The sequence below is a fragment of the Streptomyces sp. NPDC057877 genome (genome assembly GCF_042796855.1).
Classification (GTDB): domain Bacteria; phylum Actinomycetota; class Actinomycetes; order Streptomycetales; family Streptomycetaceae; genus Streptomyces.
Genome location: NZ_JBHVMS010000004.1, coordinates 522,265 through 546,146, shown reverse-complemented (window position 1 = coordinate 546,146; position 23,882 = coordinate 522,265). Strand labels below are relative to the sequence as shown.

The window sequence follows — 23,882 nt, the reverse complement described above, 5'->3', positions numbered from 1 at the left end:
ACCCTATGCAGGTGACGTGCCCGCGAACAGCGGTTTGGATCACTTACTGTCCGTCACGTGCCGTCCGTGGCTCACCGCACGTCACTTGCCGTCGGGCCAGCACTGCGGGGCCCGCTCGCAGTAGACGGTCCTGGTGACGGTGACGGTGACCGTCGGACCCGGCTGCTGTCCGCCGCCCGGGTTCCCGGCGGGCGGGGTGCTGGGCTTCGCGTCGCAGTTGCCCAGGCCGTCGACGCGGAACCACTCCCGGCCGTCGATCTTGGCGGTGAGTTCCCCGCGGACGCACGCGCCGTCGACCGCGCGGGTCACCCGGCCCTCGACGGTGATCTCCTTGCCGTCGTCGGTCCGCCCCTGGCAGTCCACGTCGGCGACGGTGTCCTCGCTCGCGCTCGGCGAGGAGCCGTTCCCGTCACCGAAGTTCGCCGTGCAACTGAGCCATTGCACGCCCGTGTCGCGCCGCTCCATCTCCCGGGTCATCAGCTCGTCGGTGGTGAACGCCACCGTGGCCGAGCTGAGCTGACCCGGTTCGCAGGCCACGAGCCCACCCACGGTGACCACCACGAGCCCCGCGATCCCTGCCATCCGCCACCGTGACGCCCCCATGGCAGGCAGCGTGCCACCCTCGCGCCGGTCGCGGTAGAGCGCATACGGCCACCCCGAAAATCCCCAGCGAAACGGACGTTCGGCGCCATAGCGTGGTGGCCATGGGCAACGATCACAGGCTGCGCAGGCTCGTCATCGACGAAGGGACGGCTTACGACTGGACGTTACGGCACTCGCACGCGGCGGACGGCGGCTGCCGGGAGACGTTGTCGCTGTACCGCGACCGGCGCACGGTCACCCGGATCGTCTTCGGGTCCGGTGAGGGCCGCTATGTCGCCGAGGGCTACTGGTTCTCGGGCTCCGTCACCGACGGGCGGGGCAATCTGCTGAACCTGCACGAGCCGGGCGTGGTCCGCGCGTTCGTCGACGAGGCGGCCCGGCGCGGGCTGCTGGCCGAGCCGGGTGCGGGGACGGTGGAGCTGGACGGGTGGGAGCTGTTCCGGGCGGTGGTGGCGGGGCGGGAGGCACTGGCCTGAGGGCCCCGCCCGGCAGCCCGCTGGCCCGGAGGTCAGTCCCAGCGCCCCGTGCGCCCGAGCAGCAGCGCCGTGGCCGCCGTACCGGCCGTGGACGTGCGCAGCACACTGCGCCCCAGCCGGTACGGCCGCGCCCCCGCCCGCGTGAACAGCGCCAACTCCTCGGGCGAGACGCCGCCTTCGGGCCCGACCACCAGCACGATGTCGCCCTCGGTGGGCAGTTCGGCGGTGGCCAGCGGCGCGTCGCCGCTCTCGTGGAGTACGGCGGCGAAGTCGGCGTCGGCCAGAAGTGAGGCAACCTGTGTGCTCGTCGCCGCGTCCGCGACCTCGGGGAAGCGCACCCGGCGGGACTGCTTGCCCGCCTCCCGGGCGGTGGCCCGCCACTTGCCGAGCGCCTTCAGACCGCGCTCGCCCTTCCACTGCGTGATGCAACGGGCCGCCGCCCACGGCACGATCGCGTCGACACCGACCTCCGTCATGGTCTCGACGGCGAGTTCGCCCCGGTCGCCCTTGGGCAGCGCCTGGACGACGGTGATCCGGGGCCGCGCCTCGGGCTCCTCCCGTACGGCCGCCAGCTCCGACACCACCAGCCGGTCCTTGCCCTCCGCGGCCTTGACCACGCCCTCCGTCCAGCGGCCGTGCCCGTCGGTGAGGACGACCTCCTCGCCGGGCCGCAGCCGCTTCACGGACACGGCGTGCCTGCCCTCGGGCCCGTCGAGCACCAACTCGGCCCCGACCCGGTCGAGTTCCTCGACCACGAACACCGGCGCGGTCATCGGCCCCGCCCTCCCGTCGACAACGCTGTCCGCGCGGCGTCGCATTCACCGGCGAGGACCTCCACCAACCGCCCGGCGGGCAGCTCCCGGGCCATCCGGTGGCCCTGCCCCGCCCACAGCGCCATGCCCTGCGCGTCCCCGGCCTTCGCCGCCGCCTTCCGCAGCGGGGAGGTCAGATGGTGGACCTCCGGGTAGGCGGCGGGCGCGTACGGCCCGTGCTCCCGCAGGAACCGGTTGACCAGCCCGCGCGCGGGCCGCCCGGAGAACGCCCGGGTCAACTCCGTCCGCACGAACAGGGGGTTGGTCAGCGCCTCCTTGTGCACGGCGTGGGCGCCGGACTCGGGGGTGACGAGGAACGCGGTGCCGAGCTGCGCGGCGCTCGCCCCGGCCGCGAGCACGGCGGCGATCTGGCCGCCGCGCATGATCCCCCCGGCCGCGAGCAGGGGCAGGCCCACCGACTCCCGTACCTGGGCGAGCAGGGAGAGCAGCCCGATCCCGGCGCCGTCGCGTTCGGTGGCGTCCCGGTGGGTGCCCTGGTGGCCGCCCGCCTCCACGCCCTGCACGATCACCGCGTCCGCCCCGGCCTGCTCCACGGCCACGGCCTCGTCGACGGTGGTGGCGGTGACGGCGGTGAAGGTCCCGGCGCGGCGCAGCGCGCCGAGCACCTCCGGGCTCGGCACGCCGAAGTGGAACGACACCACCGGCACCGGGTTGTCCAGGAGGACGGCGAGCTTGGTCTCGTAGCCGTCGTCACGGCCGCTCTCGGGGTCGCCCAGCTCGGTCTCGTACCAGGCGGCCTCTCCGGCGAGCTGGTGGGCGTAGACGTCGACGGCGGCGGGCTCGGCGAGGTCCGGCTGGGGCATGAAGAGGTTGACGCCGAAGGGGCGCTGGGTGAGGCTCCGCAGTTGCTTGATCTCCTGGTACATCCCGTCGGCGGTCTTGTACCCGGCGGCGAGGAAGCCGAGGCCGCCCGCCTCGGACACGGCCGCGGCGAGCCGCGGCACGGAGACGCCGCCCGCCATGGGGGCCTGCACGATCGGGTGGGGGAAGAGATCGGTCAGTGCGGAGGACATGACCGCATGTTGTCACGTCCTCCGCGGCAGTCCGAATCGGGGCTTCCGTAGGTATATGCCTACGGAATGCTCCGCATGTCAGCGGTCGTCGACGGCGTCCCTCAGCGGCCGTTGGAGGTGCCCCTCAGCGGCCGTCGAAGGCGTCTGCCAACGGCCGTTGGAGGTGTCCCTCACGGTCGTCGAAGGCGTCTGCCAACAGCCGTTGGAGGTGTCCCTCGCGGCCGTTGGAGATACCCACAGCGGCCGTCGAAGGCGTCCGTCAACGGCCGTTGGAGGTGCCCCTCAACGGCCAGTGAAGGCGTCCGTCACCGGCCGTTGAAGGTGCCCCACAGCAGCCGTCGAAGGCGTCCGTCAGCGGCCGTTGAACGCGTCCTTCAGGCGCGAGAACAGGCCCTGCTGGCCGGGCTGGAACTGGCCCTGGGGCCGCTCCTCGCCGCGCAGTTTGGCCAGCTCGCGCAGCAGCCGCTCCTGTTCGACGTCCAGCTTGGACGGCGTCTGCACCTCGACGTGCACGATGAGGTCACCGCGCCCGCCGCCGCGCAGATGCGTCACACCGCGCCCGTGCAGCGGGATCGACTGCCCGGACTGGGTGCCCGGCCGGATGTCGACCTCCTCCATGCCGTCCAGCGTCTCCAGCGGCACCTTCGTGCCGAGGGCCGCAGCCGTCATCGGGAGGGTCACCGTGCAGTGCAGGTCGTCGCCGCGCCGCTGGAACATGGGGTGCGGCAGCTCGTGGATCTCGACGTACAGGTCACCGGCCGGACCGCCGCCGGGCCCGACCTCGCCCTCACCGGCGAGCTGGATGCGGGTGCCGTTGTCGACACCGGCGGGGATCTTCACGGTCAGCGTCCGCCGCGAGCGCACCCGCCCGTCCCCGGCGCACTCCGGGCACGGGGTGGGCACGACGGTGCCGAAGCCCTGGCACTGCGGGCACGGCCGCGAGGTCATGACCTGGCCCAGGAAGGACCGGGTGACCTGGGAGACCTCACCCCGGCCGCGGCACATGTCACAGGTCTGCGCGGAGGTGCCCGGCGCGGCGCCCTCACCGTTGCAGGTGGAGCAGACGATGGCCGTGTCGACCTGGATGTCCTTCGTCGTACCGAAGGCCGCCTCGTCCAGCTCCACCTCGATCCGGATCATGGCGTCCTGGCCCCGGCGGGTGCGCGAGCGCGGCCCGCGCTGCGACGCCGTGCCGAAGAACGCGTCCATGATGTCCGAGAAGTTCCCGAAGCCACCCGCGCCGAAGCCGCCCGCGCCACCGCCGCCCGCCTGGGAGAGCGGGTCGCCGCCGAGGTCGTAGACCTGCTTCTTCTGCGGGTCCGACAGCACCTCGTAAGCGGCGTTGATCTCCTTGAACCGCTCCTGGGTCTTCGGATCGGGGTTGACGTCCGGGTGCAGCTCGCGCGCGAGCCGCCGGAAGGCCTTCTTGATCTCTTCCTGCGACGCGTCGCGACGCACGCCGAGAACGGCGTAATAGTCCGTGGCCACCTACGACTCCGCCAGGATCTGTCCGACGTACCGTGCCACCGCTCGTACCGCTCCCATCGTTCCCGGGTAATCCATGCGGGTCGGTCCGACCACGCCGAGCTTGGCTACTGCCCTGCCGCCCGAACCGTAGCCGACCGACACCACCGAGGTGGAGTTGAGTCCCTCATGGGCGTTCTCGTGACCGATACGCACGGTCATGCCCGGATCCTTCGCCTCGCCCAGGAGCTTGAGGAGCACGACCTGCTCCTCAAGGGCCTCCAGGACGGGCCGGATCACGAGGGGGAAGTCATGTCCGAAGCGGGTGAGATTGGCGGTGCCGCCGATCATCAGCCGCTCCTCGTTCTCCTCGACGAGTGTCTCCAGCAGGGTGGAGAGCACCGTCGAGACCGTGCCCCGGTCCTCGATGTCGAAGGCCTCGGGCAGGTCCTCGACGAGGGTGGGCACATCGGTGAACCGGCGGCCCGCGACCCGGCTGTTCAGCCGCGCCCGCAGATCCGCCAACGATGTCTCGCCGAACGGCGCCGGGCAGTCGACCATGCGCTGCTCGACCCGGCCGGTGTCCGTGATCAGGACCAGCATCAGGCGCGCCGGGGCCAGCGCCAGCAGCTCCACGTGCCGCACCGTCGAGCGGGTCAGCGACGGGTACTGCACGACCGCGACCTGCCGGGTGAGCTGCGCCAGCAGCCGTACCGTGCGGGCCACGACGTCGTCGAGGTCGACGGCGCCGTCGAGGAAGTTCTGGATCGCGCGCCGCTCCGGCGCGGTGAGCGGCTTGACCTCGGCGAGCTTGTCGACGAACAGCCGGTAGCCCTTGTCCGTCGGGATGCGCCCGGCGCTGGTGTGCGGCTGGGCGATGTACCCCTCGTCCTCCAGGGCCGCCATGTCGTTGCGCACGGTGGCCGGGGAGACACCGAGGCCGTGCCGCTCGGTGAGCGCCTTGGAACCGACGGGCTCCTCGGTGCCGACGTAGTCCTGGACGATGGCGCGCAGCACCTGGAGCCTTCGTTCACTGAGCATCGCGCACACCTCCAGCGGTCGTCCCCTTGACGCTCCCCCTGGCACTCGGCCCATGTGAGTGCCAGCCTTACCCGGCCCAGTGTACGGCGGTCGGGTACGCCCCCGGCAAGGCCGGTCCTGCGACGTCACGCACACGCGGGCGATACGGCTAGCGTCGCGGGTATGACCGTGACTTGGGAAGAGCTGGGGTGGGAGCGGCTGGCGCCGGGGGTCGGGCGGTGCCGGTTGCCGGTGTGGGACTGCACGGTGGGGCTGGTGATCGGGGCGGGCGCGGCGCTGGTGGTGGACGCGGGGTCCAGCCTCGCGGAGGGCGCCCGGTTGCGTACGCAGGCGCAGGCGCTCGCCGGTGACCGTGTGACCCACCTCGCGCTCACCCATCCCCACTTCGACCACGTCCTCGGCGCGGCGGCGTTCGCGGGCGCGGAGGTGTACGGCGCGGTCGGCGTGGACGCGGTGCTCGGCTCCCGGCGCGGGCGCGAGGAGCTGCGCACGGACGCCGTCCGGCACGGTCTCGCCGAGCGCCCGGCGGCGGAGGCCGCGGAGACCGTGGTCCCGCCCCGCCACCATGTCTCCGGCGAGTGGACGCTCGACCTGGGCAGCGGGCGCCAGGCGCTGCTGGCCAACGTGGGCCCGGGGCACACGGCCCACGACCTGGCGGTGCTGGTGCCGGGCGACCCGGAGGTGGTCTTCTGCGGCGACCTGGTCGAGGAGTCCGGCGATCCGCAGGCCGGTCCTGACGCCGTACCGTCGCAGTGGCCGGACGCCCTGGACCGGCTGCTGTCCCTCGGCGGCGAGAGCGCGGTGTACGTCCCCGGTCACGGAGCGGTGGTGGACGCGGCGTACGTGCGCGCCCAGCGGGACGCGCTGGCCGCCCGCTTCGGCGTGTCGGGCTGAGCGGGCGCGGGCGTGTCCATATCGTCATCCGAATGCGCCAGTACTCCGCCGACCTGACCCCGCCCTGGAAGAAGCCCCGGCCCGTCCCCGAGGTCCCGGCGGACCCCGGGCTGGTGGTGGAGGAAGGGCGCACCGGCTTCTGCGGCGCGGTGATCCGCTGCGAGGCGGGCGCGGTGACCCTCGAGGACCGCTTCGGCAAGCACCGGGTGTTCCCGCTGGAGCCGCGCGGGTTCCTCCTGGAGGGGCGCGTGGTGACCCTGGTGAAACCGGCCACCGGTCCGGTACGGCCCACCCGTACCGCCTCCGGTTCCGTCGCCGTCCCCGGCGCCCGCGCGCGCGTCGCCCGCGCCGGGCGCATCTATGTCGAGGGCCGCCACGACGCCGAGCTGGTGGAGAAGGTCTGGGGCGACGACCTGCGCGTGGAGGGCGTGGTCGTGGAGTACCTGGAGGGCGTCGACGACCTCCCGTCGATCGTCTCCGCCTTCGCCCCCGGCCCGGACGCCCGCCTGGGCGTCCTCGTGGACCACCTGGTGCCGGGCTCGAAGGAGTGGCGCGTCGCGGAGTCGGTGACGAGCGAGCACGCGCTGGTCGTGGGCCACCCGTACATCGACGTCTGGGAGGCGGTGAAGCCGTCGTCCCTGGGGATCGCCGCGTGGCCTCGCGTCCCGCGCGGGCAGGACTGGAAGACGGGGGTGTGCCGGGCGCTGGGGTGGCCGGAAAACACCGGTGAGGCCTGGCGGGGGATCCTGGGGCGGGTGCGGTCTTACAGGGACCTGGAGCCGGAGTTGTTGGGGAGGGTGGAGGAGTTGATCGACTTCGTTACGGCGACCGGTGACGCCTGACCCCGGTGAAGGTCCCGGATCCACTCCGCTGGGGAGGCTCGAACTCCTCGAAGAACCCGGTCATCCCACGCTCGTCCACAGCGGTCGTCTCCGTGGCCCTCCACATCCGCCGCGTCCTTCTGACGGCGGCCCACGCACCAGGCTAGGGGCCGAACCTCCGTTCCGCACCGACTCGCCCGCCAGGGTGATCAATCCACCAGATCCCTGACCACCCCATCCGCCAGCAGCCGCCCCCGCAACGTCAGCACGGCCCGCCCCTCCTCATACGGCCCCGCCTCCAGCAGCCCGTCCTCCAGCGCCCGCCCGGCAGCCGTGAGGCCCTCCGCCCGCAGCAACGACAGCGGCACCCCCTCCCGCAGCCGCAGCTCCAGCAGGACGCGCTCCACCCGGCGGTCCTCGTCCGACAGCAGCTCGCGCCCCGCGCCCGGGGAGCGTCCCTCCGCCAGGGCCGCCGCGTACGCCCCCGGATGCTTGACGTTCCACCAGCGCACGCCGCCGACGTGGGAGTGCGCGCCGGGGCCCGCGCCCCACCAGTCGGCGCCGCGCCAGTACAGCTCGTTGTGGAGGCAGCGGGCGGCCTCGGAGGTGGCCCAGTTGGAGACCTCGTACCAGTCGAAGCCCGCCCCCGACAACACCGAGTCCGCGATCAGGTACCGGTCCGCGTGGACGTCGTCGTCCGTCATCGGGACCTCGCCGCGGCGGATGCGGCGGGCGAGCTGGGTGCCCTCCTCGACGATCAGGGCGTACGCGCTGATGTGGTCCGGGCCCGCGCCCAGCGCCGCCTCCAGGGACGCCCGCCAGTCGTCGTCGGACTCGCCCGGGGTGCCGTAGATCAGGTCGAGGTTCACGTGGTCGAAGCCCGCCGCGCGGGCCTCCGCGACGCACGCCTCGGGGCGGCCGGGGGTGTGGGTGCGGTCGAGCACCTTCAGGACGTGCTGCCGGGCGCTCTGCATGCCGAAGGAGATCCGGTTGAAGCCGCCCGCGCGGAGGGTGGCGAGGTAGGCGGGGTCCACGGACTCCGGGTTCGCCTCCGTCGTGACCTCCGCGTCGGCCGCGAGGCCGAACTCGTCGCGGATCGCCCCCAGCATCCGTACGAGGTCGTCGGCGGCCAGCAGGGTGGGCGTGCCGCCGCCGACGAAGACCGTGCGGACCTCGCGCGGGTCGTCGCCGAGGACCTTGCGGGCGAGGCGGATCTCGTCGGTCAGGGTCTCGGCGTAGTTGTCGCGGGAGGCGAGGACGCCGCCCGTGGAGCGCAGCTCGGTCGCGGTGTAGGTGTTGAAGTCGCAGTACCCGCAGCGGGTCGCGCAGTACGGGACGTGGAGATAGAACCCGAGGGGGCGGGTCGCCGCCCCGGCGAGCGCGGACGCGGGCAGCGCGCCGTCGGCGGGGACGGGCTCGCCGTCGGGGAGTGCGGAAGGCATGTACTCCATTGTCCGGCATCGGGGGCGCTCACTCGGCTTGCAGTACCAGCAGCGCGAGGTCGTCCTCCGGCGGCCGTCCGCCGAAGTCGTGCACCAGGCGCCGGATGCGCTCGGCGATCAGGTCGGCGCCGAGCCCCGCGCACCCGGCCAGCGCGGCAGCCAGCCCGTCCTCGTCGTCGAACTGGCGGGAGCCGCTGCGCCGCTCGGTGACCCCGTCGGTGACGCACAGCAGGGTGTCGCCGGGGGCCAGCTCGATCGTCTCGCTGGTGTACGTCTCGTCCTCGACCACCCCGAGCAGGGTCTGCGGCCGGGCCGCGGTGCCCACGGCGCCGTCGGGGCGCAGGACCAGCGGGAGCGGGTGGCCCGCGGAGGCGAGGGTGACGCGGACACCGCCGTCGAAGGGCACCAGTTCGCCGTAGAGGAGGGAGAGGAAGCGGGTCTGCGGGCCGTCGCCGGGCATGGCGGGGCCGACCAGGGCGCGGGCGGCGGCGTCGGCGGCCTCGGTGGCGTCGTCGAGGAGGAGCTGGTTGAGGCGGTCGAGGACGTCGGCGACGCGGTAGCCCTCGCGGGCGAGCAGCCGCAGCCAGGGCCGGGCGAGCCCGATCACCACGGCGGCCTCGGGCCCCTTGCCCTGGACGTCGCCGATGGCGAAGCACCAGCGGCCGTCGCCGCCCGGGAACAGGTCGTAGAAGTCGCCGCTGGGTCCGCCCTGGTCGCAGGGTTCGTAGACGAGGGCGCTGCGCACACCCGGGATCTCGGCGACCGCGCCGGGCAGCAGACCGCGCTGGAGTACGGCGCTGATGGTGGCCTGCCGGGCGTACTGGCGGGCGGCGCCGATGGCGAGCGCCACCCGGCGGCTGAGGTCCTCCACGAGCCCGGTGATCTCGTCGGGGAAGCCGGGCAGCCCGCACCGCCCGATGAGCAGGGTGCCGAGTGGCCGTCCGCCCGCGAGCAGCCGGTAGGCGAGGGCGGCGCCGTGCGCCCCGTGCGGGCCGAGCGCGGCGCCGGGCCAGGGGTGGGGGACGGGGCCGGACCGCAGGGAGTCGGGCGGGCGCGGCGGGTCCTTCTCCAGGGTGCGGCGGAGTTCCTCGAGGTGTTCCTCGCTGCGGTGCCAGACGCGGGCGAGCCGCGCCGCGGGCAGTCCGGCGCCGTCGCCCCAGCCGCCGCCGCGGCCCATGGCCTCGTCCTCCAGCCAGACCGCGCACCAGTCGGCCAGCCGCGGCACGATCAGCTGGCCGGTGAGCGCGGCGACCAGGTTCTCGTCGAGCTGACCGGCGAGCAGGTCGGAGGCCTCGGCGAGGAAGGACAGGGCGCCCCGGCCCAGCCAGTCCCGGTCGCCACCGGCGGGGCGGGGTCCGGGGGCGAGCAGTTCGGCGACCTGGAGGCCGAGGTCCGCCGTCTCCGCGATGCCGTCGGCCTCCTCGGCCGGGAGGCGCGCCCACACCGTCTTGGTGCCCCGCTGGTAGCTGACGCCCCAGGCGTCCGCGAGGGCGGCGACCAGCCGCAGCCCTCGCCCCTGCTCCGGCGCCTCGTACGACGGCTGCGCGGACCGCTCGCGCGGCGGGCGCGAGGGGTGCCGGTCGGTGACCTCCACGACCAGGGCGCCGGTGTCGGGCTCGAGGCGGCAGGACAGCGCCACCTCGGTTCCGGCGTGCACGACGGCGTTGGTGACGAGTTCGCTGACGGCCACCATGGCGTCGTGGGTGAGGCGGCCGGTGATCCGCTCGGCGCCGGGCAGGGCGCGTTCCGTCCACTCCTGTAACGCCGCGCGGACCAGCCCTCGCGCGGTGCCGGGGGCCAGGGGGTTCCCGGAGAGGGTGGCGCGCAGATGCGCGAGGGTGGCGTGCGCAGGCCCCTCGGAGGCAAGGGAGACGGTCTCCCGTTGCGTCGGAATGGCCCCCATGGACGGCTCCCCGGACGGCTCGGACGGACAGGCCTCGGTCAGATGCCGACAGGGTGACAGAAAGACCGCGCCCATACGCGCGGAGTTACCGAAGTGGGCTGTCGTGAGTGTGGGGGCTGGTGTCCGCGTGTCCGAAGATGGCCGATTCCGACCGGGAACGGGGCGTGGGCCGACCTGAAGGGGCGCGGGGAACCGCGCGCCTTCAGGTCGAAGTTGACGGGCGCGACCTGAAGGGGCGCGGGGAACCGCGCGCCCGGCCACGGACAACCCGCAGCCGCCGTCAGTCCCCCACCACCCCACCGCCTGGGCGCGCTCCCTACGCCTCCCGCGACCCCGCGTACATCTCCTCGATCAGCCCCTTGTACTCCCGCTCCACCACCGGCCGCTTCAGCTTCAGGCTCGGCGTCAGCTCACCGTGCTCCACGTCGAGGTCCCGCGGCAGCAGCCGGAACTTCTTGATGGTCTGCCAGCGCTGCAGGCCCTCGTTGAGCTGCCGCACGTACCCGTCGACCATCTCGACCGTGGCGGGCGCGGCGACGACCTCCTCGTACGACTTGCCCTCCAGGCCGTTCTCCTTGGCCCACTGCAGGATCGACGGCTCGTCGAGCGCGATCAGGGCGGTGCAGAAGTTCCGGTCGGCGCCGTGGACGAGGATGTTGGAGACGTACGGGCAGACCGCCTTGAACTGCCCCTCGACCTCCGCGGGCGCGATGTACTTGCCGCCGGACGTCTTGATGAGGTCCTTCTTGCGGTCGGTGATGCGCAGGTACCCGTCGGGGGACAGCTCACCGATGTCGCCGGTGTGGAGCCAGCCGTCCGGCTCCAGCACCTCGGCGGTCTTCTCGGGGAGCTTGTGGTAGCCCTCCATGATGCCGGGGCCGCGCATGAGGATCTCGCCGTCGTCGGCGATGCGGACCTCGGTGCCGGGCAGCGGCTTGCCGACGGTGCCGGTGCGGTAGGCCTCGCCGGGGTTGACGAAGGACGCGGCGGAGGACTCGGTGAGGCCGTAGCCCTCCAGGATGTGGATACCGGCGCCGGAGAAGAAGTAGCCGATGTCGGGGGCGAGGGCGGCGGAGCCGGAGATGCAGGCGCGCAGGTTGCCGCCGAAGGCCTCGCGGATCTTGGCGTAGACGAGCTTGTCGGCGACACCGTGTTTGGTCCGCAGCCCGAAGGGGACGGAGGCCGTGCCGGTGCGCCGGAAGTTGTCCTGGCTGACCTTGGCGTACTCGCGGGCGACCGCCGCGGCCCACTGGAAGATCTTGTACTTGGCGCCGCCACCGGCCCGCGCCTTCGCCGCGACCCCGTTGTAGACCTTCTCGAAGATGCGCGGGACGGCCGCCATGTACGTCGGCTGCACCACCGGCAGATTCTCGATGATCTTGTCCACCCGCCCGTCGACGGCGGTGACGTGCCCCACCTCGATCTGCCCGGAGGTGAGCACCTTGCCGAAGACGTGCGCGAGCGGCAGCCACAGGTACTGCACGTCGTCCGGGCCGACCAGCCCGGTCGCGGCGATCGCCTTCGCCATGTACGACCAGTTGTCGTGCGGGAGGCGTACGCCCTTGGGGCGGCCGGTGGTGCCGGAGGTGTAGATGAGGGTGGCGAGCTGGTCCTTGGTGAGCGCGCCGACCCGCTCCTTGACGAGGTCGGGGTCCTTCTCCAGCCGGGCCGCGCCCCGGCTCTCCAGCTCGGCGAGGGTCAGGATCCAGTCACCGCTCTCCACGCCCGCGCCGTCGATGACCACGACATGCGTCAGCTCGGGCAGCTCGGCGCGCTTCTCGACGGCCTTGGCCAGTTGCTCGGCGTCCTCCGCGATCAGCACCCGGCTCTCGGAGTCGGAGAGGATGTACGCCGATTCCTCGGCGTTGGTCTGCGGGTACACGGTCGTCGTCGCGGCGCCCGCGCACATGATCCCGAGGTCGGCGAGGATCCACTCCAGACGGGTGCTGGAGGCGAGGGCGACCCGCTGCTCCGGCTGGACGCCCAGTTCGATCAGCCCGGCCGCGATGGCGTAGACCCGCTCGGCGGCCTGGGCCCAGCTCAGCGACTTCCACTCGTCGGGACCCTCGCCGGACGGGGCGGGCACCGGGTAACGGTAGGCCTCGGCGTCCGGTGTGGCCGCCACCCGCTCCAGGAAGAGTCCCGCTACGGACGGCGGACGGTTCTCGATCAGGGTCTGTGTGTCGCTCACGACATCCTCCGGGGCCCGCGACGATGCGGCTCGCTCAGTGGGCTCGTTTCACTCGCGCGCCTTGTTTAACTCGCGAGTAACTATTCGAGTGGAGATCAGGGTAGAGCCCGACCGGCCACCGCGTAAGAGCCCGTGCCCTGTAACTTCCTACAGACAGCGACCGTAGGCACGACCAGGGGCCCGCCGCACTTTCGCACGACGGGCCCCTGTTGCGCCCGATTTGACGGACCGCGGTCCGGTTACTTCTTGGCCTTGCCCGACCCCGCGCTGTCATCGCTGGACAGCACCGCGATGAAGGCCTCCTGCGGAACCTCCACGGAACCCACCATCTTCATCCGCTTCTTGCCTTCCTTCTGCTTCTCCAGCAGCTTCCGCTTACGGGAGATGTCACCGCCGTAGCACTTGGCGAGGACGTCCTTGCGGATGGCGCGGATGGTCTCGCGGGCGATCACCCGGGAACCGATGGCGGCCTGCACCGGCACCTCGAAGTTCTGCCGCGGGATCAGCTCCTTCAGCTTGGCGACGAGCCGCACGCCGTACGCGTACGCCTGGTCCCTGTGGGTGATCGCCGAGAAGGCGTCCACCTTGTCGCCGTGCAGCAGGATGTCGACCTTGACGAGCGAGCTGGACTGCTCGCCGGTGGGCTCGTAGTCCAGGGAGGCGTAGCCGCGGGTCTTGGACTTCAGCTGGTCGAAGAAGTCGAAGACGATCTCGGCGAGCGGGAGCGTGTAGCGGATCTCCACGCGGTCCTCGGAGAGGTAGTCCATGCCGAGCAGGGTGCCGCGCCGGGTCTGGCACAGCTCCATGATCGCGCCGATGAACTCGGTGGGCGCGAGGATCGTCGCCCGGACCACCGGCTCGCGCACCTCCGCGATCTTCCCCTCGGGGAACTCACTCGGGTTGGTGACCGTGATCTCCTCGCCGTCCTCCATGGTCACCTGGTAGACCACGTTCGGCGCGGTGGCGATCAGGTCGAGCCCGAACTCGCGCTCCAGCCGCTCACGGATCACGTCCAGGTGGAGCAGGCCCAGGAAGCCGACGCGGAAGCCGAAGCCGAGGGCGGCGGAGGTCTCCGGCTCGTACACCAGCGCGGCGTCGTTGAGCTGGAGCTTGTCGAGCGCCTCGCGCAGCTCCGGGTAGTCGGAGCCGTCCAGCGGATACAGACCGGAGAAGACCATCGGCTTCGGGTCCTTGTACCCGCCGAGCGCCTCGGTCGCCCCCTTGTGCTGGCTGGTGACGGTGTCACCGACCTTGGACTGGCGGACGTCCTTCACACCGGTGATCAGGTAACCCACCTCGCCGACGCTCAGCCCGTCGGCCGGGAGCATCTCGGGCGAGTTCGTCCCGATCTCCAGCAGCTCGTGCGTGGCGTTCGTCGACATCATCCGGATGCGCTCGCGCTTGTTGAGCTGGCCGTCGATGACACGGACGTAGGTCACGACACCGCGGTAGGAGTCGTAGACCGAGTCGAAGATCATCGCGCGGGCGGGGGCGTCCTTGACGCCGACCGGCGCGGGGATCTCCTGGACGACCTTGTCGAGCAGCGCCTCGACGCCGAGACCGGTCTTGGCGGAGACCTTCAGCACATCGCCCGGCTCGCACCCGACCAGGTTCGCCAGCTCCTCGGCGAACTTCTCCGGCTGCGCGGCCGGAAGGTCGATCTTGTTGAGTACGGGGATGATGGTGAGGTCGTTCTCCATCGCCAGGTAGAGGTTGGCGAGGGTCTGGGCCTCGATGCCCTGGGCGGCGTCGACGAGGAGGATGGTCCCCTCGCAGGCGGCGAGCGACCGCGAGACCTCGTAGGTGAAGTCGACGTGCCCCGGGGTGTCGATCATGTTGAGGATGTGCGTGTTGCTCTTGTCATGGGTGGGAGCCCACGGCAACCGCACCGCCTGGGACTTGATCGTGATGCCGCGCTCGCGCTCGATGTCCATACGGTCGAGGTACTGAGCGCGCATCTGCCGCTGCTCGACCACCCCGGTCAGCTGGAGCATCCGGTCGGCGAGCGTGGACTTGCCGTGGTCGATGTGCGCGATGATGCAGAAATTGCGGATCAGAGCCGGGTCGGTACGGCTCGGCTCGGGCACATTGTTAGGGGTCGCGGGCACGCAGGGTCCTGTCTCTTGAGGCGCCTTATGCCTCGGGTCGGATCAATACGTAGCTTCCATGGTCCCACGGGCGGCGACCGGGAACGGGTTTGGGCCACTCAATGGCCCGCTGGTAGTGTGGGGGGCTGTGTCTCATGCCCTCTCAGCGCGAGGCACACCTTCGAAAATCACCTGGTACGGGACGCGCGGGGTTGCCCGGCGCCTCCGTACCTGAACCTGAAAAGGCTCATTCGTGGCGAACATCAAGTCCCAGATCAAGCGGAACAAGACCAACGAGAAGGCCCGGCTGCGCAACAAGGCCGTCAAGTCCTCTCTGAAGACCGCGATCCGCAAGGCCCGTGAGGCCGCTGCCGCGGGTGACGTCGAGAAGGCCACCGAGTACCAGCGCGCTGCCGCGCGTCAGCTCGACAAGGCCGTCTCCAAGGGCGTCATCCACAAGAACCAGGCCGCCAACAAGAAGTCGGCGCTGGCTTCCAAGGTCGCGACCCTCAAGGGCTGACCACTTGATTTGATCGCCGGGGGGAACCGAGCGGGCCCTCTCTCATCCGCTCCCGTCCGGCACCCCGAGTCCCGTTCGCGGCCTGCGTTCGCCACGCGGGAACGGGCTCACCAGCTTCAGCCGAAGGCCCCGTCGCCCCGCCCTTCCCCAGGGCGGACGCCGGGGCCTTCGGCATGGCCCCTCAGGCCCAGAACTCGTCGGCCTTGTCGATGTCGCCCACGCACTCGTCGAGGTCGGTGATCTTGTCCCCGACGATACGGAAGACCAGGCATCCGGTGTCGTCATAGCTCCTGCCGGAGCGCTCGGCCTGGAAGCGGTGCACGGCGACCGCGTGTCCCCGCCCGTCGACCATCACATGGCGCAGTTCGACACTCATCGTCCCGGCGGTCTCCTGAGCGAGCCTGCCGTACATGTCGATGATCGCGTCCTGGCCCTTGAAGTCCCCGGACAACGGGTGGCTGCCCGGCACATGGTGCGTACAGTCCGCCGCGATCAACCCGCGCAGCGTGTCCATGTCCCCACGGACGAAGGCGTCGTACCCCTTGCGAACAAGTTGGGCATGCGCGTGCTCAGCCATCAGAACCGCCACCTCTCCGTCATATCGGCGATTACGGCTGATGGGTCCGATTCTCCTCCGGTCCGGGTGATGTCGCCGCTCGGGATGGCGTCGGCCGGGAGGTCGTGGGTCGGGAGGTCGCCGCTCGGGATGGCGCCGGTCCGGAGGTCATCGGTCGGGAGGTCATGGGTCGGGAAGTCGCCGCTCGGGATGGCGCCGGTCCGGAGGTCGTCGGTCGGCATGACGCCGGTCGGGAGGTCATCGGCCGGGAGGTCGTCGGTCGGCATGACGCGGCTCGACTTGGCACCGGTCGGGAGGTCGTCGGGGGAAAATCACCGCTCGGCATGGCGCCGCTCGGCATAGCGCCGCATAGCGCCGGTCGGCATAGCGCCGGTCAGGAGGTCACCGGTCAGCATGGCGCGGCACGGCATGGCGCCGGTCGGGGGGTCGTCGGCCGGGGGGTCGTCGGGGGGAGGTCGCCGATCGGGAAGTCGTCGATCGGGAGGTCGTCGATCGGGACGTGGCGTGGCTACCCGCGCCCCCGCGAGCGCGCCGCGCGGGCGATGGTCACGACCGCCTTCTCCAGGGCGTACTCGGGGTCGTCGCCGCCGCCCTTCACCCCGGCGTCCGCCTCGGCCACGGCGCGCAGGGCCAGGGCGACCCCGTCCGGGGTCCAGCCGCGCATCTGCTGCCGGACGCGGTCGATCTTCCACGGGGGCATGCCCAGCTCACGGGCGAGGTCGGCGGGGCGTCCGCCGCGGGCGGAGGACAGCTTGCCGATGGCCCGCACGCCCTGCGCGAGCGCGCTGGTGATCAGCACCGGGGCCACTCCGGTCGCCAGCGACCACCGCAGCGCCTCCAGCGCCTCGGCCGCCCGCCCCTCCACCGCCCGGTCGGCGACGGTGAAGCTGGAGGCCTCGGCCCGCCCGGTGTAGTACCGCCCGACCACCGCCTCGTCGATGGTGCCCTCGACATCGGCGACCAACTGCGACACCGCCGACGCCAGCTCCCGCAGATCACTGCCGATCGCGTCGACGAGCGCCTGACACGCCTCCGGCGTGGCCGACCGGCCGAGCGCACGGAACTCCTGCCGCACGAACGCCAGCCGGTCCGCGGGCTTGGTCATCTTCGGGCAGGCCACCTCCCGCGCCCCCGCCTTGCGCGCGGCGTCGAGCAGTCCCTTGCCCTTGGCCCCGCCCGCGTGCAGCAGCACGAGCGTGATCTCCTCGGCGGGCGCCGTCAGATACGCCTTCACGTCCTTGACCGTGTCCGCCGACAGGTCCTGCGCGGCGCGCACCACCACGACCTTGCGCTCGGCGAAGAGCGAGGGGCTGGTCAGCTCGGCGAGCGTCCCGGGCTGCAACTGCTCCGGCCCCAGCTCCCGCACATCCGTGTCCGCGTCGGCGGCCTTCGCGGCGGCCACCACCTCCCGCACGGCACGGTCGAGCAGCAGGTCCTCCTGGCCGACGGCAAGGGTCACCGCGGCGAGAGGGTCGTCATTCACAGTCTTCCTGGCCATCGCGCCCAGCATCCCACGCCCCACTGACAGTCCCCTACGGCTCCTCCCGCCATCCCTCCCACTCCCCCGCGAACGCGTCCAGCTCACCCGGATCCAGCCGACCCTCCGCGTCCCGCAGCAGCACCAGCCACTGCGCGTCCTCCGCGTCGTCCTCACCGGCCAGCGCGTCCCGCACGAGCCGCGGTTCCTCCCGCACCCCGAACCTCTCCCCGAGCGCCTCGGCCGCCTCCTCCGCGGCATCACGGTCGGGCAGCACCAGCACATGTCTCACATCACTCACGCCCGCCATCTTCCGCCACCCGGACGCCTACCTCACGCCCGCCTCCCGTACCCCGGGCACGCGCGTCAGCTCGATCCCGAACCGCTCCCGGTAGACCGCCAGCACCTCCGCGTCGTCCGCCAGCTCCCGCGCCCGCGACTTCCCCTCCGCGTCGGTCGTCTTCAGCTTCCGCCCGCTGAGCGTGACCCGGCCGCCGTCCTCGGTGCTCCGCGAGCACACCAGCGACCGTGTGAAGTGCGACTCCGGTGAGGTCCGGTGCCACCAGGCACCGGCGACGAAGTCACCCAGCGCCCGCGGCCTCAGCTCCAGCCGGTACTGGGGCCTGCCGTCCTTGACGACGTCCAGGTCCCCCGTGTCCGCCACCTCCACGAGCCGGAAGACTCCCGCGCCGTCCCGCTGCTCCCCGCGCTCCTCCCACACCAGCGGCTCGTCGCACAGCCCTCCGAATCCGACGTCGACCAGCCACTCCCGCGCGTCCACCGTCCGCACCCGCAACGCGAGATGGTCGTACGGGATCCCGAGCCCGCCCCCGGGAACGTGCACCCGCGCCGCCAGCAGCGTCACCTCGAAGCCCAGCGCGGTGAGCAGCGCCGCGAACGCCCCGTTCAACTCGTAGCAGAACCCGCCCCTGCCGGACCCCAGCACCTTGCCGAGCAGGCGTTCCTCCGTGAGCACGATCTCCTCCCCGAGGTGGATCGACAGGTTCTCGAAGGGCACGGTCTGAAGGTGGCGCAGTTGCAGTTCGCGCAGTGCGTCACTGGTGGGCCGGGCGGGGCGCTCGACCCCGAGACGGCGAAGGTAGGTCTCGATCTGCACAGGATCCATGCCCTCAGTCTCCCGCCACCCGCAGTTGCCCTGCCCGCACCGTGACGGCCAGCGACCCGTCCCGGTCCGTCCGCGACACCAGCGCGCCCCCGGCCCGCAGCGCCGCGATCGTCCCGGGAGCCGGGTGCCCGTACGAGTTGTCCGCGCCCGCGGAGATCAGCGCCAGCCTCGGCGCCACCGCACGCATCAGGTCCGGGTCCTGGTACGCCGAGCCGTGATGGGCCACCTTCAGCACGTCCACGCCGCCCAGCGACGCGGCGGCCGGGCTCCGCAACAGCGCCCGCTGGCCCGGGGGTTCCAGGTCCCCCAGGAGCAGGACGCGCAGCCCCGCCGTGCTGACCAGCAGGGTGACACTGGCGTCGTTGGGCGCCCGCGGGTCGGCGGCCGGGCCCGGCGGGGGCCACAGCACCTCCCAGGTGAGGTCGCCGGTGCGCCGCCGTTGCCCGGCGACGGCAGGCGTGACGGGGATGCTCCGGGCGGCGGCCTCCCGGTGCACGAACTCCGCCTGGTCCGCGGGCTCCGCCAGTCCCGTCGTCTCGATCGCCGCCACCGAACGGCCGCGCAGCACACCGGGCAGCCCCGCCACGTGGTCGGCGTGGAAGTGCGTCAGCACGACCACCGGAATCCGGGTGATCCCCAGGTCGCGCAGACAGCGGTCCACCAGCCCCGGGTCCGGCCCGGCGTCCACGACCACCCCGGCGCCGTCCCCCGCCGCCAGCACCGCCGCGTCTCCCTGCCCCACATCGCACATCACCAGCCGCCACCCCGGCGGCGGCCAGCCCGTGATCGTCCTGGTCAGCGGCGACGGCCGCACCACGACCAGCACCAGCAGCACCGCGCAGACACCGCACAGCCAGGGGCGCCGCAGCAGCCGTCGCCCGACGAGGACGGCCCCGACGGCGACGAGCCCGAGCAGTGCCGCGCCCGTCCAGTCCCCCGGCCAGTCGACCCCGGCGCCGGGCAGTGCGGCCCCGGTGCGCGCCACCTGCGCGATCCAGCCAGCGGGCCAACCCGCCAGCCACGCCAGCGCCTTGGCGACCGGCATCGCCACCGGCGCCGCCGCCAGCGCCGCGAAGCCGAGCACCGTCGCCGGGGCCAGCGCGAACTCCGCGAGCAGGTTGCAGGGCACCGCCACCAGGCTCACCCGCGCCGACAGCACCACCACGACCGGCGCGCACAGCGCCTGCGCCGCCGCGGCGGCAGCCAGCGCCTCGGCCAGCCTCGGTGGCACCCGCCGCCGTCGCAGTGCCGCGCTCCAGCGCGGGGCCAGGGTGAGCAGGGCGCCGGTGGCCAGCACGGAGAGCAGGAAGCCGTAACCGCGGGCCAGCCATGGGTCGTACAGCACCAGCAGCAACACCGCCGTCGCCAGCGCCGGGATCAGCGACCTGCGCCGTCCGGTCGCCAGGGCGAGCAGCACCACGGCCCCGCAGGCGGCGGCCCGCAGCACGCTCGGGTCCGGACGGCACACCACGACGAACGCCAGCGTGAGCACCCCGCCGAGCAGCGCGGTCGTCCGCAGGGAGACACCGAGCCGTGGCGCCAGCCCCCGGCGCTCACTGCGCTGCGCCAGCCCCGGCGGTCCCAGCAGCAGGGCGAGGACGATCGTCAGGTTGCTGCCGGACACGGCGAGCGTGTGGGCGAGGTCGGTCTCCTTGAACGCCTCCTCCAGCTCCGGTGTGATCCGCGAGGTGTCCCCCACCACCAGCCCCGGCACCAGGGCCCGCGCATCCGCGGGCAGCCCGTCGGTCGCCTCCCGCAGCCCGGCCCGCAGCCGCCCCGCCAGCCGCTGCGGCCCCGACGGCGCCCGCGTCACCCGGGGTGCCGTGCCGTCCCCGACCCGCAGCACGGCCGCGATCCGGTCGCCGCCCGTCAGCGGGGGCGCCAGCCGCCCGGTCACCCGCACCCGCGTGGACGGCGACAGCCCCAGCCAGGCCGCCCGCGCCGACCCGCCACCGGAGAGCCGGGCCTCCGCGTCGACGATCAGCAACACCGGCGCCCGCGTCACCGTCACGGCCCCGGTCGTCCGCTCGACGCCCCGCACCCGCGCGCCGACCAGCACGGTGGCCGGGGGCAGCCGGTTGCCCGTGACACGGGGCCGGGAGAGCCGGGGGTCGGAGGTGACCTCGACCTCGGCGGTCACGGTGGCGTGCTGGCGTGCCAGCTCCGGTACGGGTCCCCGGCGCAGATCAGCGCCGTGCAGACCGGCCGACGCGGCGGCTGCGGCGATGCAGAGGAGCACGGCGCCCATCGCGACAGCCGTCGAGCCATCGCCCCTGTGACTGGTTCCCGGCAGAACCCGGTACCGACGCACACGCCGTACGACCAGCAGCACACCCGCCCCCGCCAGGCAGACGGCGACGACACCGACGACCCGTCCCGGCGACGCGTGCAGGGTCAGCGCCGCCGTGGCCCACGCGGCGAGCGCGGGCGGCACCAGGCGCAGGTCGGTCGGCCCCTCCTGCCTCGGGTGGGCGGCGCCCAGCCTGCTGCCCGAGGTCGCGTGGACGGGGTGGCGCACGGTGCTCATGGCCGTACGAGATCCCGCAGGTCGGCGAACCGCCGCTCACCGATGCCCTTGACCTCCCGCAGTTCGTCCAGCGAGCGGAAGCCGCCGTGCTGGGTGCGGTAGTCGATGATGTGCTGGGCCAGGACGGGGCCGACGCCGGGCAGGGTGTCGAGTTGCTCCGCGGTGGCCGTGCTGAGTGACACGGGGGCGGTGCCGGGGACGGCGGGGCCGCTCCCGGGCACTCCTGCGGCGGCGGGGGCAGGCGCGGGCTCCCCCACGACCACCTGTTCGCCGTCCACCAGGAACCGCGCCCGGTTGAGCCCGTCGGTGTCCGTGCCCGGCCGGACCCCACCGGCCGCCCGCAACGCGTCCATCACCCGCGAACCGGCTGGCAGACGATGAACCCCTGGCTCGCGCACCTTGCCGCCGACGTCGACGACGATCTCGCCCGGGGAGGGCGGACCCGGTGCGCTCGGGACGGTGGAGACCTCTGCCGCCCGCACCACCTCCGGCGCCCGCACGGATTGTGTCCGCCCGGCCCAGAAGTGCTGCACGGCGAGAACGACCGCGGCGACCAACAGCACCGTGAGCGCGGCGACGCTCCTCAGCCGTACGCCGCACCTCGCCTGGAGCCACACCGGCATCCGCTCCCGCACGGCCAGCCGCGCCGCCCGGACCGGCCCCGGCTCTCGCCACGACTCCGGCGGCCCACTCCCCGACTCCCGCCGCTCACCGGCCCGTTCGGCTTGCTCAGCTTGCTCGGCCCGTTCGGCCCGTTCGGCTCGCTCGGCTCGCTCGGCTCGCTCGGCCCGTTCGACTCGTTCGGCTCGTCCCGCCGAGAGTGTCTCGGCCCGCCCCGCCAATAGTGTCTCGGCCCGTCGACGCACCTCCTCGGCGGTCGGCGCCCGCCGATGCCGGAAGCGTCCGTCGGAGGCAGGTGCCCGGCCCGGACCGCTCGTCGCGGTCGCGGCCGTGGCCGTAGCCGTGGCCGTGCGGCGCGTACGGGAACTGGTGCGTACGGACGGGCGGGTACGTGGATGTGATCGAAGTGCCATGCGTCGAGGATGGACCGACCGGCCACATCCCCGATGATCTTGGTCAATTACCGGGGATTACCCACCGGTTGTGGATAACCCCGTCACCCGCAAGCGTGAAGCGGCCTCACCGCGCCGACACCACGACCCCCAACAACCCGGGCCCCGTATGCGCCCCGATCACCGCCCCCACCTCGCTCACATGCAGGTCCGCCAGCCCCGGCAGCCGGGCCCGCAGCCGGTCGGCGAGCGCGGACGCCCGGTCGGCGGCGGCGAGATGGTGGACGGCGACGTCGACCTGGGCGCTGCCCGCCCGGTCGGCCGCGATCTCCTCCAGCCGGGCGATCGCCTTGGACGCCGTCCGCACCTTCTCCAGCGGTTCGATACGGCCACCGCGCAGTTGCAGCAGCGGCTTGACGGCGAGCGCGGAGCCGAAGAGGGCCTGCGCGGCGCCGATACGGCCACCCCGGCGCAGGTAGTCGAGCGTGTCGACGTAGAAGTAGGCGGAGGTGCCGGAGGCCCGCTTCTCCGCGGCCGTGACCGCCTCGTCCGCCGTGCCGCCCGCCTCCGCGGTCTCGGCGGCGGCCAGCGCGCAGAAGCCGAGGGCCATCGCGATCATGCCGGTGTCGACGACCCGTACCGGCACGGGCGCCTCGCGTGCCGCGAGCACGGCCGCGTCATGGGTGCCCGACAGTTCGGCGGAGAGATGGAGGGAGACGATGGCGGTGGCACCCGACTCGGCGACCTTGCGGTAATGGTCGGCGAACAGTTGGGGGCTGGGGCGCGAGGTGGTGACGGGGCGTCGCTTCTGGAGTGCCTGGGCCAGGGAGCGGGTCGAGATCTCGGTGCCCTCTTCGAGTGCCCGGTCGCCCAGGACCACGGTCAGCGGGACCGCTGTGATGCCGTGACGCTCCATCGTCCGTGGCGGCAGGTAGGCCGTTGAATCGGTGACGATCGCGACATGGCGGGACATGAGCTGGAGGTTACCTGGCGTAGTGCCCGTGCGGCAGCCCGGGCCTGGCACCCGGGACGCGGTGGCGGGATCAGGTGGTGCTCTCGGGGCGGGTCTTCTTCTGCCAGGGGTAGGTGGGGCGAGGGCTCGGCGGGGTGATCGCGGGGCGTGACGGCTCCTCGGTGCTGCCCGACCGCGGGGGCTCCGGCCAGGTCTGCCGGGCCGTCTGGTCGGTGTCGGGCGCCTGCGGCCACGAGCGTCCGGGGGGCGCGGGGTCCGTCGTACTGTCCGTCGCGCCGTCCGTCGTGGTCCAGTGCCGCAGGGCGCCGCTCTCCATGTCGATCTGGGCGCTGAGCGTGTCCAGGTCGTCGTCGGCGAAGTGGCGGGCCCGGTCGCGGGCGGCCCAGCGCAGGGAGTCGGCCGAGTGTGTGATGCGGCGGGTGCGCTCTCTCAGGGCGGGCAGCCGCTCGACGAGTGTGGCGCGGTCCGGTTCGGACTCCAGGCGGCGCAGGTCGTCGTCCAGTTCGTGCCCGTGGGCGCTGAGGCGTTCGAAGAGGGCGAGGGACTCCTTCAGGGACTCGTCCTCCGTGGCGCCCGCTTGCAGGGCCTCCTTGGTGGCCCGCATCGAGGTGCGCAGGCTGAGCCGCAGTTGGGCCAGCTCGCCCGCCGGGCCGGGCTGGGCGAAGGACTTGGCGCGCAGCGTGTGGTCCTCGACGGTGCGGCGGGCCTGGGTGAGGGTGCGGTCCACGCCGCGCTTGGCGGCGCCGACGGCCTTCACCGTGGCGTAGGCCCCGAGCACCATGAGGAGCACGAAAAGCAGGGCGAAGACTGCGATCACTGCTTCCACGGTGCTCCTCCTCCGGCCGACCGCGGCGGTCCGCCGCGGCACTTCTCAACGGTAAACGGAACGGGCAGGCTCGGA

General features: G+C 72.8%; 22 protein-coding genes. 4 read left to right on the top strand and 18 right to left on the bottom strand.

Features of this window, described 5'->3' with window-relative positions; translation table 11 throughout:
* Window positions 1-81 precede the first annotated feature (81 nt).
* Window positions 82-603: a hypothetical protein gene (locus tag ACFVQG_RS13990; protein ID WP_383381105.1), complete on the bottom strand. Its 522-nt coding sequence runs from the start codon at window positions 601-603 to the stop codon at window positions 82-84.
* Window positions 604-704: 101 nt separating this feature from the next.
* Between ACFVQG_RS13990 and ACFVQG_RS13985 the strand changes: the two genes are divergently transcribed.
* Window positions 705-1,079, top strand: coding sequence for a hypothetical protein (locus ACFVQG_RS13985; protein WP_383381102.1), 375 nt, complete (start codon window positions 705-707; stop codon window positions 1,077-1,079).
* Between the two features lie 32 nt (window positions 1,080-1,111).
* Here the strand turns inward: ACFVQG_RS13985 and ACFVQG_RS13980 are convergent, their stop codons facing one another.
* From ACFVQG_RS13980 to hrcA, 4 genes are all read right to left on the bottom strand, one after another.
* Window positions 1,112-1,852 carry a 16S rRNA (uracil(1498)-N(3))-methyltransferase gene (locus ACFVQG_RS13980; RefSeq protein WP_383381100.1) on the bottom strand — a complete coding sequence of 247 codons (741 nt, stop codon included), beginning with the start codon at window positions 1,850-1,852 and terminating at the stop codon, window positions 1,112-1,114.
* On the bottom strand, window positions 1,849-2,925 hold the full coding sequence (locus ACFVQG_RS13975; RefSeq protein WP_383381097.1) for a nitronate monooxygenase: 1,077 nt from the start codon (window positions 2,923-2,925) through the stop codon (window positions 1,849-1,851). The genes ACFVQG_RS13980 and ACFVQG_RS13975 overlap by 4 nt, the downstream gene beginning before the upstream one ends.
* A 351-nt stretch (window positions 2,926-3,276) precedes the next feature.
* Window positions 3,277-4,413 carry a molecular chaperone DnaJ gene (gene dnaJ, locus ACFVQG_RS13970; protein WP_383381094.1) on the bottom strand — a complete coding sequence of 379 codons (1,137 nt, stop codon included), beginning with the start codon at window positions 4,411-4,413 and terminating at the stop codon, window positions 3,277-3,279.
* Window positions 4,414-5,430 (bottom strand): heat-inducible transcriptional repressor HrcA, encoded by a 1,017-nt coding sequence (hrcA, locus tag ACFVQG_RS13965; RefSeq protein ID WP_383381091.1) that lies wholly within the window; start codon window positions 5,428-5,430, stop codon window positions 4,414-4,416.
* A 162-nt stretch (window positions 5,431-5,592) separates the two neighbouring features.
* Here hrcA and ACFVQG_RS13960 point away from each other — a divergent pair, with 162 nt between their 5' ends.
* Window positions 5,593-6,324: an MBL fold metallo-hydrolase gene (locus ACFVQG_RS13960; protein WP_383381090.1), complete on the top strand. Its 732-nt coding sequence runs from the start codon at window positions 5,593-5,595 to the stop codon at window positions 6,322-6,324.
* A 32-nt stretch (window positions 6,325-6,356) separates the two neighbouring features.
* A complete protein-coding gene (locus ACFVQG_RS13955) occupies window positions 6,357-7,166 on the top strand; it encodes a DUF3097 domain-containing protein (RefSeq protein ID WP_383381088.1) in 810 nt (269 codons plus the stop codon).
* A 188-nt stretch (window positions 7,167-7,354) separates the two neighbouring features.
* Here the strand turns inward: ACFVQG_RS13955 and hemW are convergent, their stop codons facing one another.
* From hemW to lepA, 4 genes are all read right to left on the bottom strand, one after another.
* Window positions 7,355-8,587, bottom strand: coding sequence for a radical SAM family heme chaperone HemW (gene hemW / locus ACFVQG_RS13950; protein WP_383381085.1), 1,233 nt, complete (start codon window positions 8,585-8,587; stop codon window positions 7,355-7,357).
* Between the two features lie 28 nt (window positions 8,588-8,615).
* Window positions 8,616-10,490: a SpoIIE family protein phosphatase gene (locus ACFVQG_RS13945; RefSeq protein ID WP_383381082.1), complete on the bottom strand. Its 1,875-nt coding sequence runs from the start codon at window positions 10,488-10,490 to the stop codon at window positions 8,616-8,618.
* 316 nt (window positions 10,491-10,806) lie between these two features.
* Window positions 10,807-12,681, bottom strand: a complete 1,875-nt coding sequence (locus ACFVQG_RS13940; RefSeq protein WP_383381079.1) for an AMP-dependent synthetase/ligase — start codon at window positions 12,679-12,681, stop codon at window positions 10,807-10,809.
* 239 nt (window positions 12,682-12,920) lie between these two features.
* Entirely contained in the window at window positions 12,921-14,789 is a 1,869-nt protein-coding gene (gene lepA / locus ACFVQG_RS13935; protein ID WP_383381076.1) for a translation elongation factor 4, read from the bottom strand.
* Between the two features lie 232 nt (window positions 14,790-15,021).
* Here lepA and rpsT point away from each other — a divergent pair, with 232 nt between their 5' ends.
* Window positions 15,022-15,288, top strand: a complete 267-nt coding sequence (rpsT, locus tag ACFVQG_RS13930; RefSeq protein ID WP_129309226.1) for a 30S ribosomal protein S20 — start codon at window positions 15,022-15,024, stop codon at window positions 15,286-15,288.
* 181 nt (window positions 15,289-15,469) lie between these two features.
* Here the strand turns inward: rpsT and ACFVQG_RS13925 are convergent, their stop codons facing one another.
* From ACFVQG_RS13925 to ACFVQG_RS13885, 9 genes are all read right to left on the bottom strand, one after another.
* Complete coding sequence (locus ACFVQG_RS13925) at window positions 15,470-15,865, bottom strand: nuclear transport factor 2 family protein (protein ID WP_383381073.1); 396 nt, start codon at window positions 15,863-15,865, stop codon at window positions 15,470-15,472.
* Complete coding sequence (locus tag ACFVQG_RS13920) at window positions 15,865-16,131, bottom strand: hypothetical protein (protein ID WP_383381070.1); 267 nt, start codon at window positions 16,129-16,131, stop codon at window positions 15,865-15,867. Before ACFVQG_RS13920 ends, ACFVQG_RS13925 begins: the two co-directional genes overlap by 1 nt.
* 242 nt (window positions 16,132-16,373) lie before the next feature.
* Complete coding sequence (gene holA / locus ACFVQG_RS13915; RefSeq protein WP_383381067.1) at window positions 16,374-17,363, bottom strand: DNA polymerase III subunit delta; 990 nt, start codon at window positions 17,361-17,363, stop codon at window positions 16,374-16,376.
* Between the two features lie 34 nt (window positions 17,364-17,397).
* The gene (locus ACFVQG_RS13910) at window positions 17,398-17,643 is read right to left on the bottom strand and encodes a hypothetical protein (RefSeq protein ID WP_376730479.1); all 246 of its coding nucleotides are present in this window, start codon (window positions 17,641-17,643) and stop codon (window positions 17,398-17,400) included.
* A 27-nt stretch (window positions 17,644-17,670) separates the two neighbouring features.
* Window positions 17,671-18,468, bottom strand: coding sequence for an arylamine N-acetyltransferase (locus tag ACFVQG_RS13905; RefSeq protein ID WP_383381063.1), 798 nt, complete (start codon window positions 18,466-18,468; stop codon window positions 17,671-17,673).
* 4 nt (window positions 18,469-18,472) lie between these two features.
* Window positions 18,473-20,995: a ComEC/Rec2 family competence protein gene (locus tag ACFVQG_RS13900; RefSeq protein WP_383381061.1), complete on the bottom strand. Its 2,523-nt coding sequence runs from the start codon at window positions 20,993-20,995 to the stop codon at window positions 18,473-18,475.
* Window positions 20,992-22,029, bottom strand: coding sequence for a helix-hairpin-helix domain-containing protein (locus tag ACFVQG_RS13895; protein ID WP_383381058.1), 1,038 nt, complete (start codon window positions 22,027-22,029; stop codon window positions 20,992-20,994). The genes ACFVQG_RS13900 and ACFVQG_RS13895 overlap by 4 nt, the downstream gene beginning before the upstream one ends.
* Before the next feature lie 106 nt (window positions 22,030-22,135).
* Entirely contained in the window at window positions 22,136-22,981 is an 846-nt protein-coding gene (locus ACFVQG_RS13890) for a DegV family protein (RefSeq protein WP_383381055.1), read from the bottom strand.
* Between the two features lie 70 nt (window positions 22,982-23,051).
* Window positions 23,052-23,807, bottom strand: coding sequence for a hypothetical protein (locus tag ACFVQG_RS13885; RefSeq protein ID WP_383381052.1), 756 nt, complete (start codon window positions 23,805-23,807; stop codon window positions 23,052-23,054).
* Window positions 23,808-23,882: the final 75 nt, after the last annotated feature.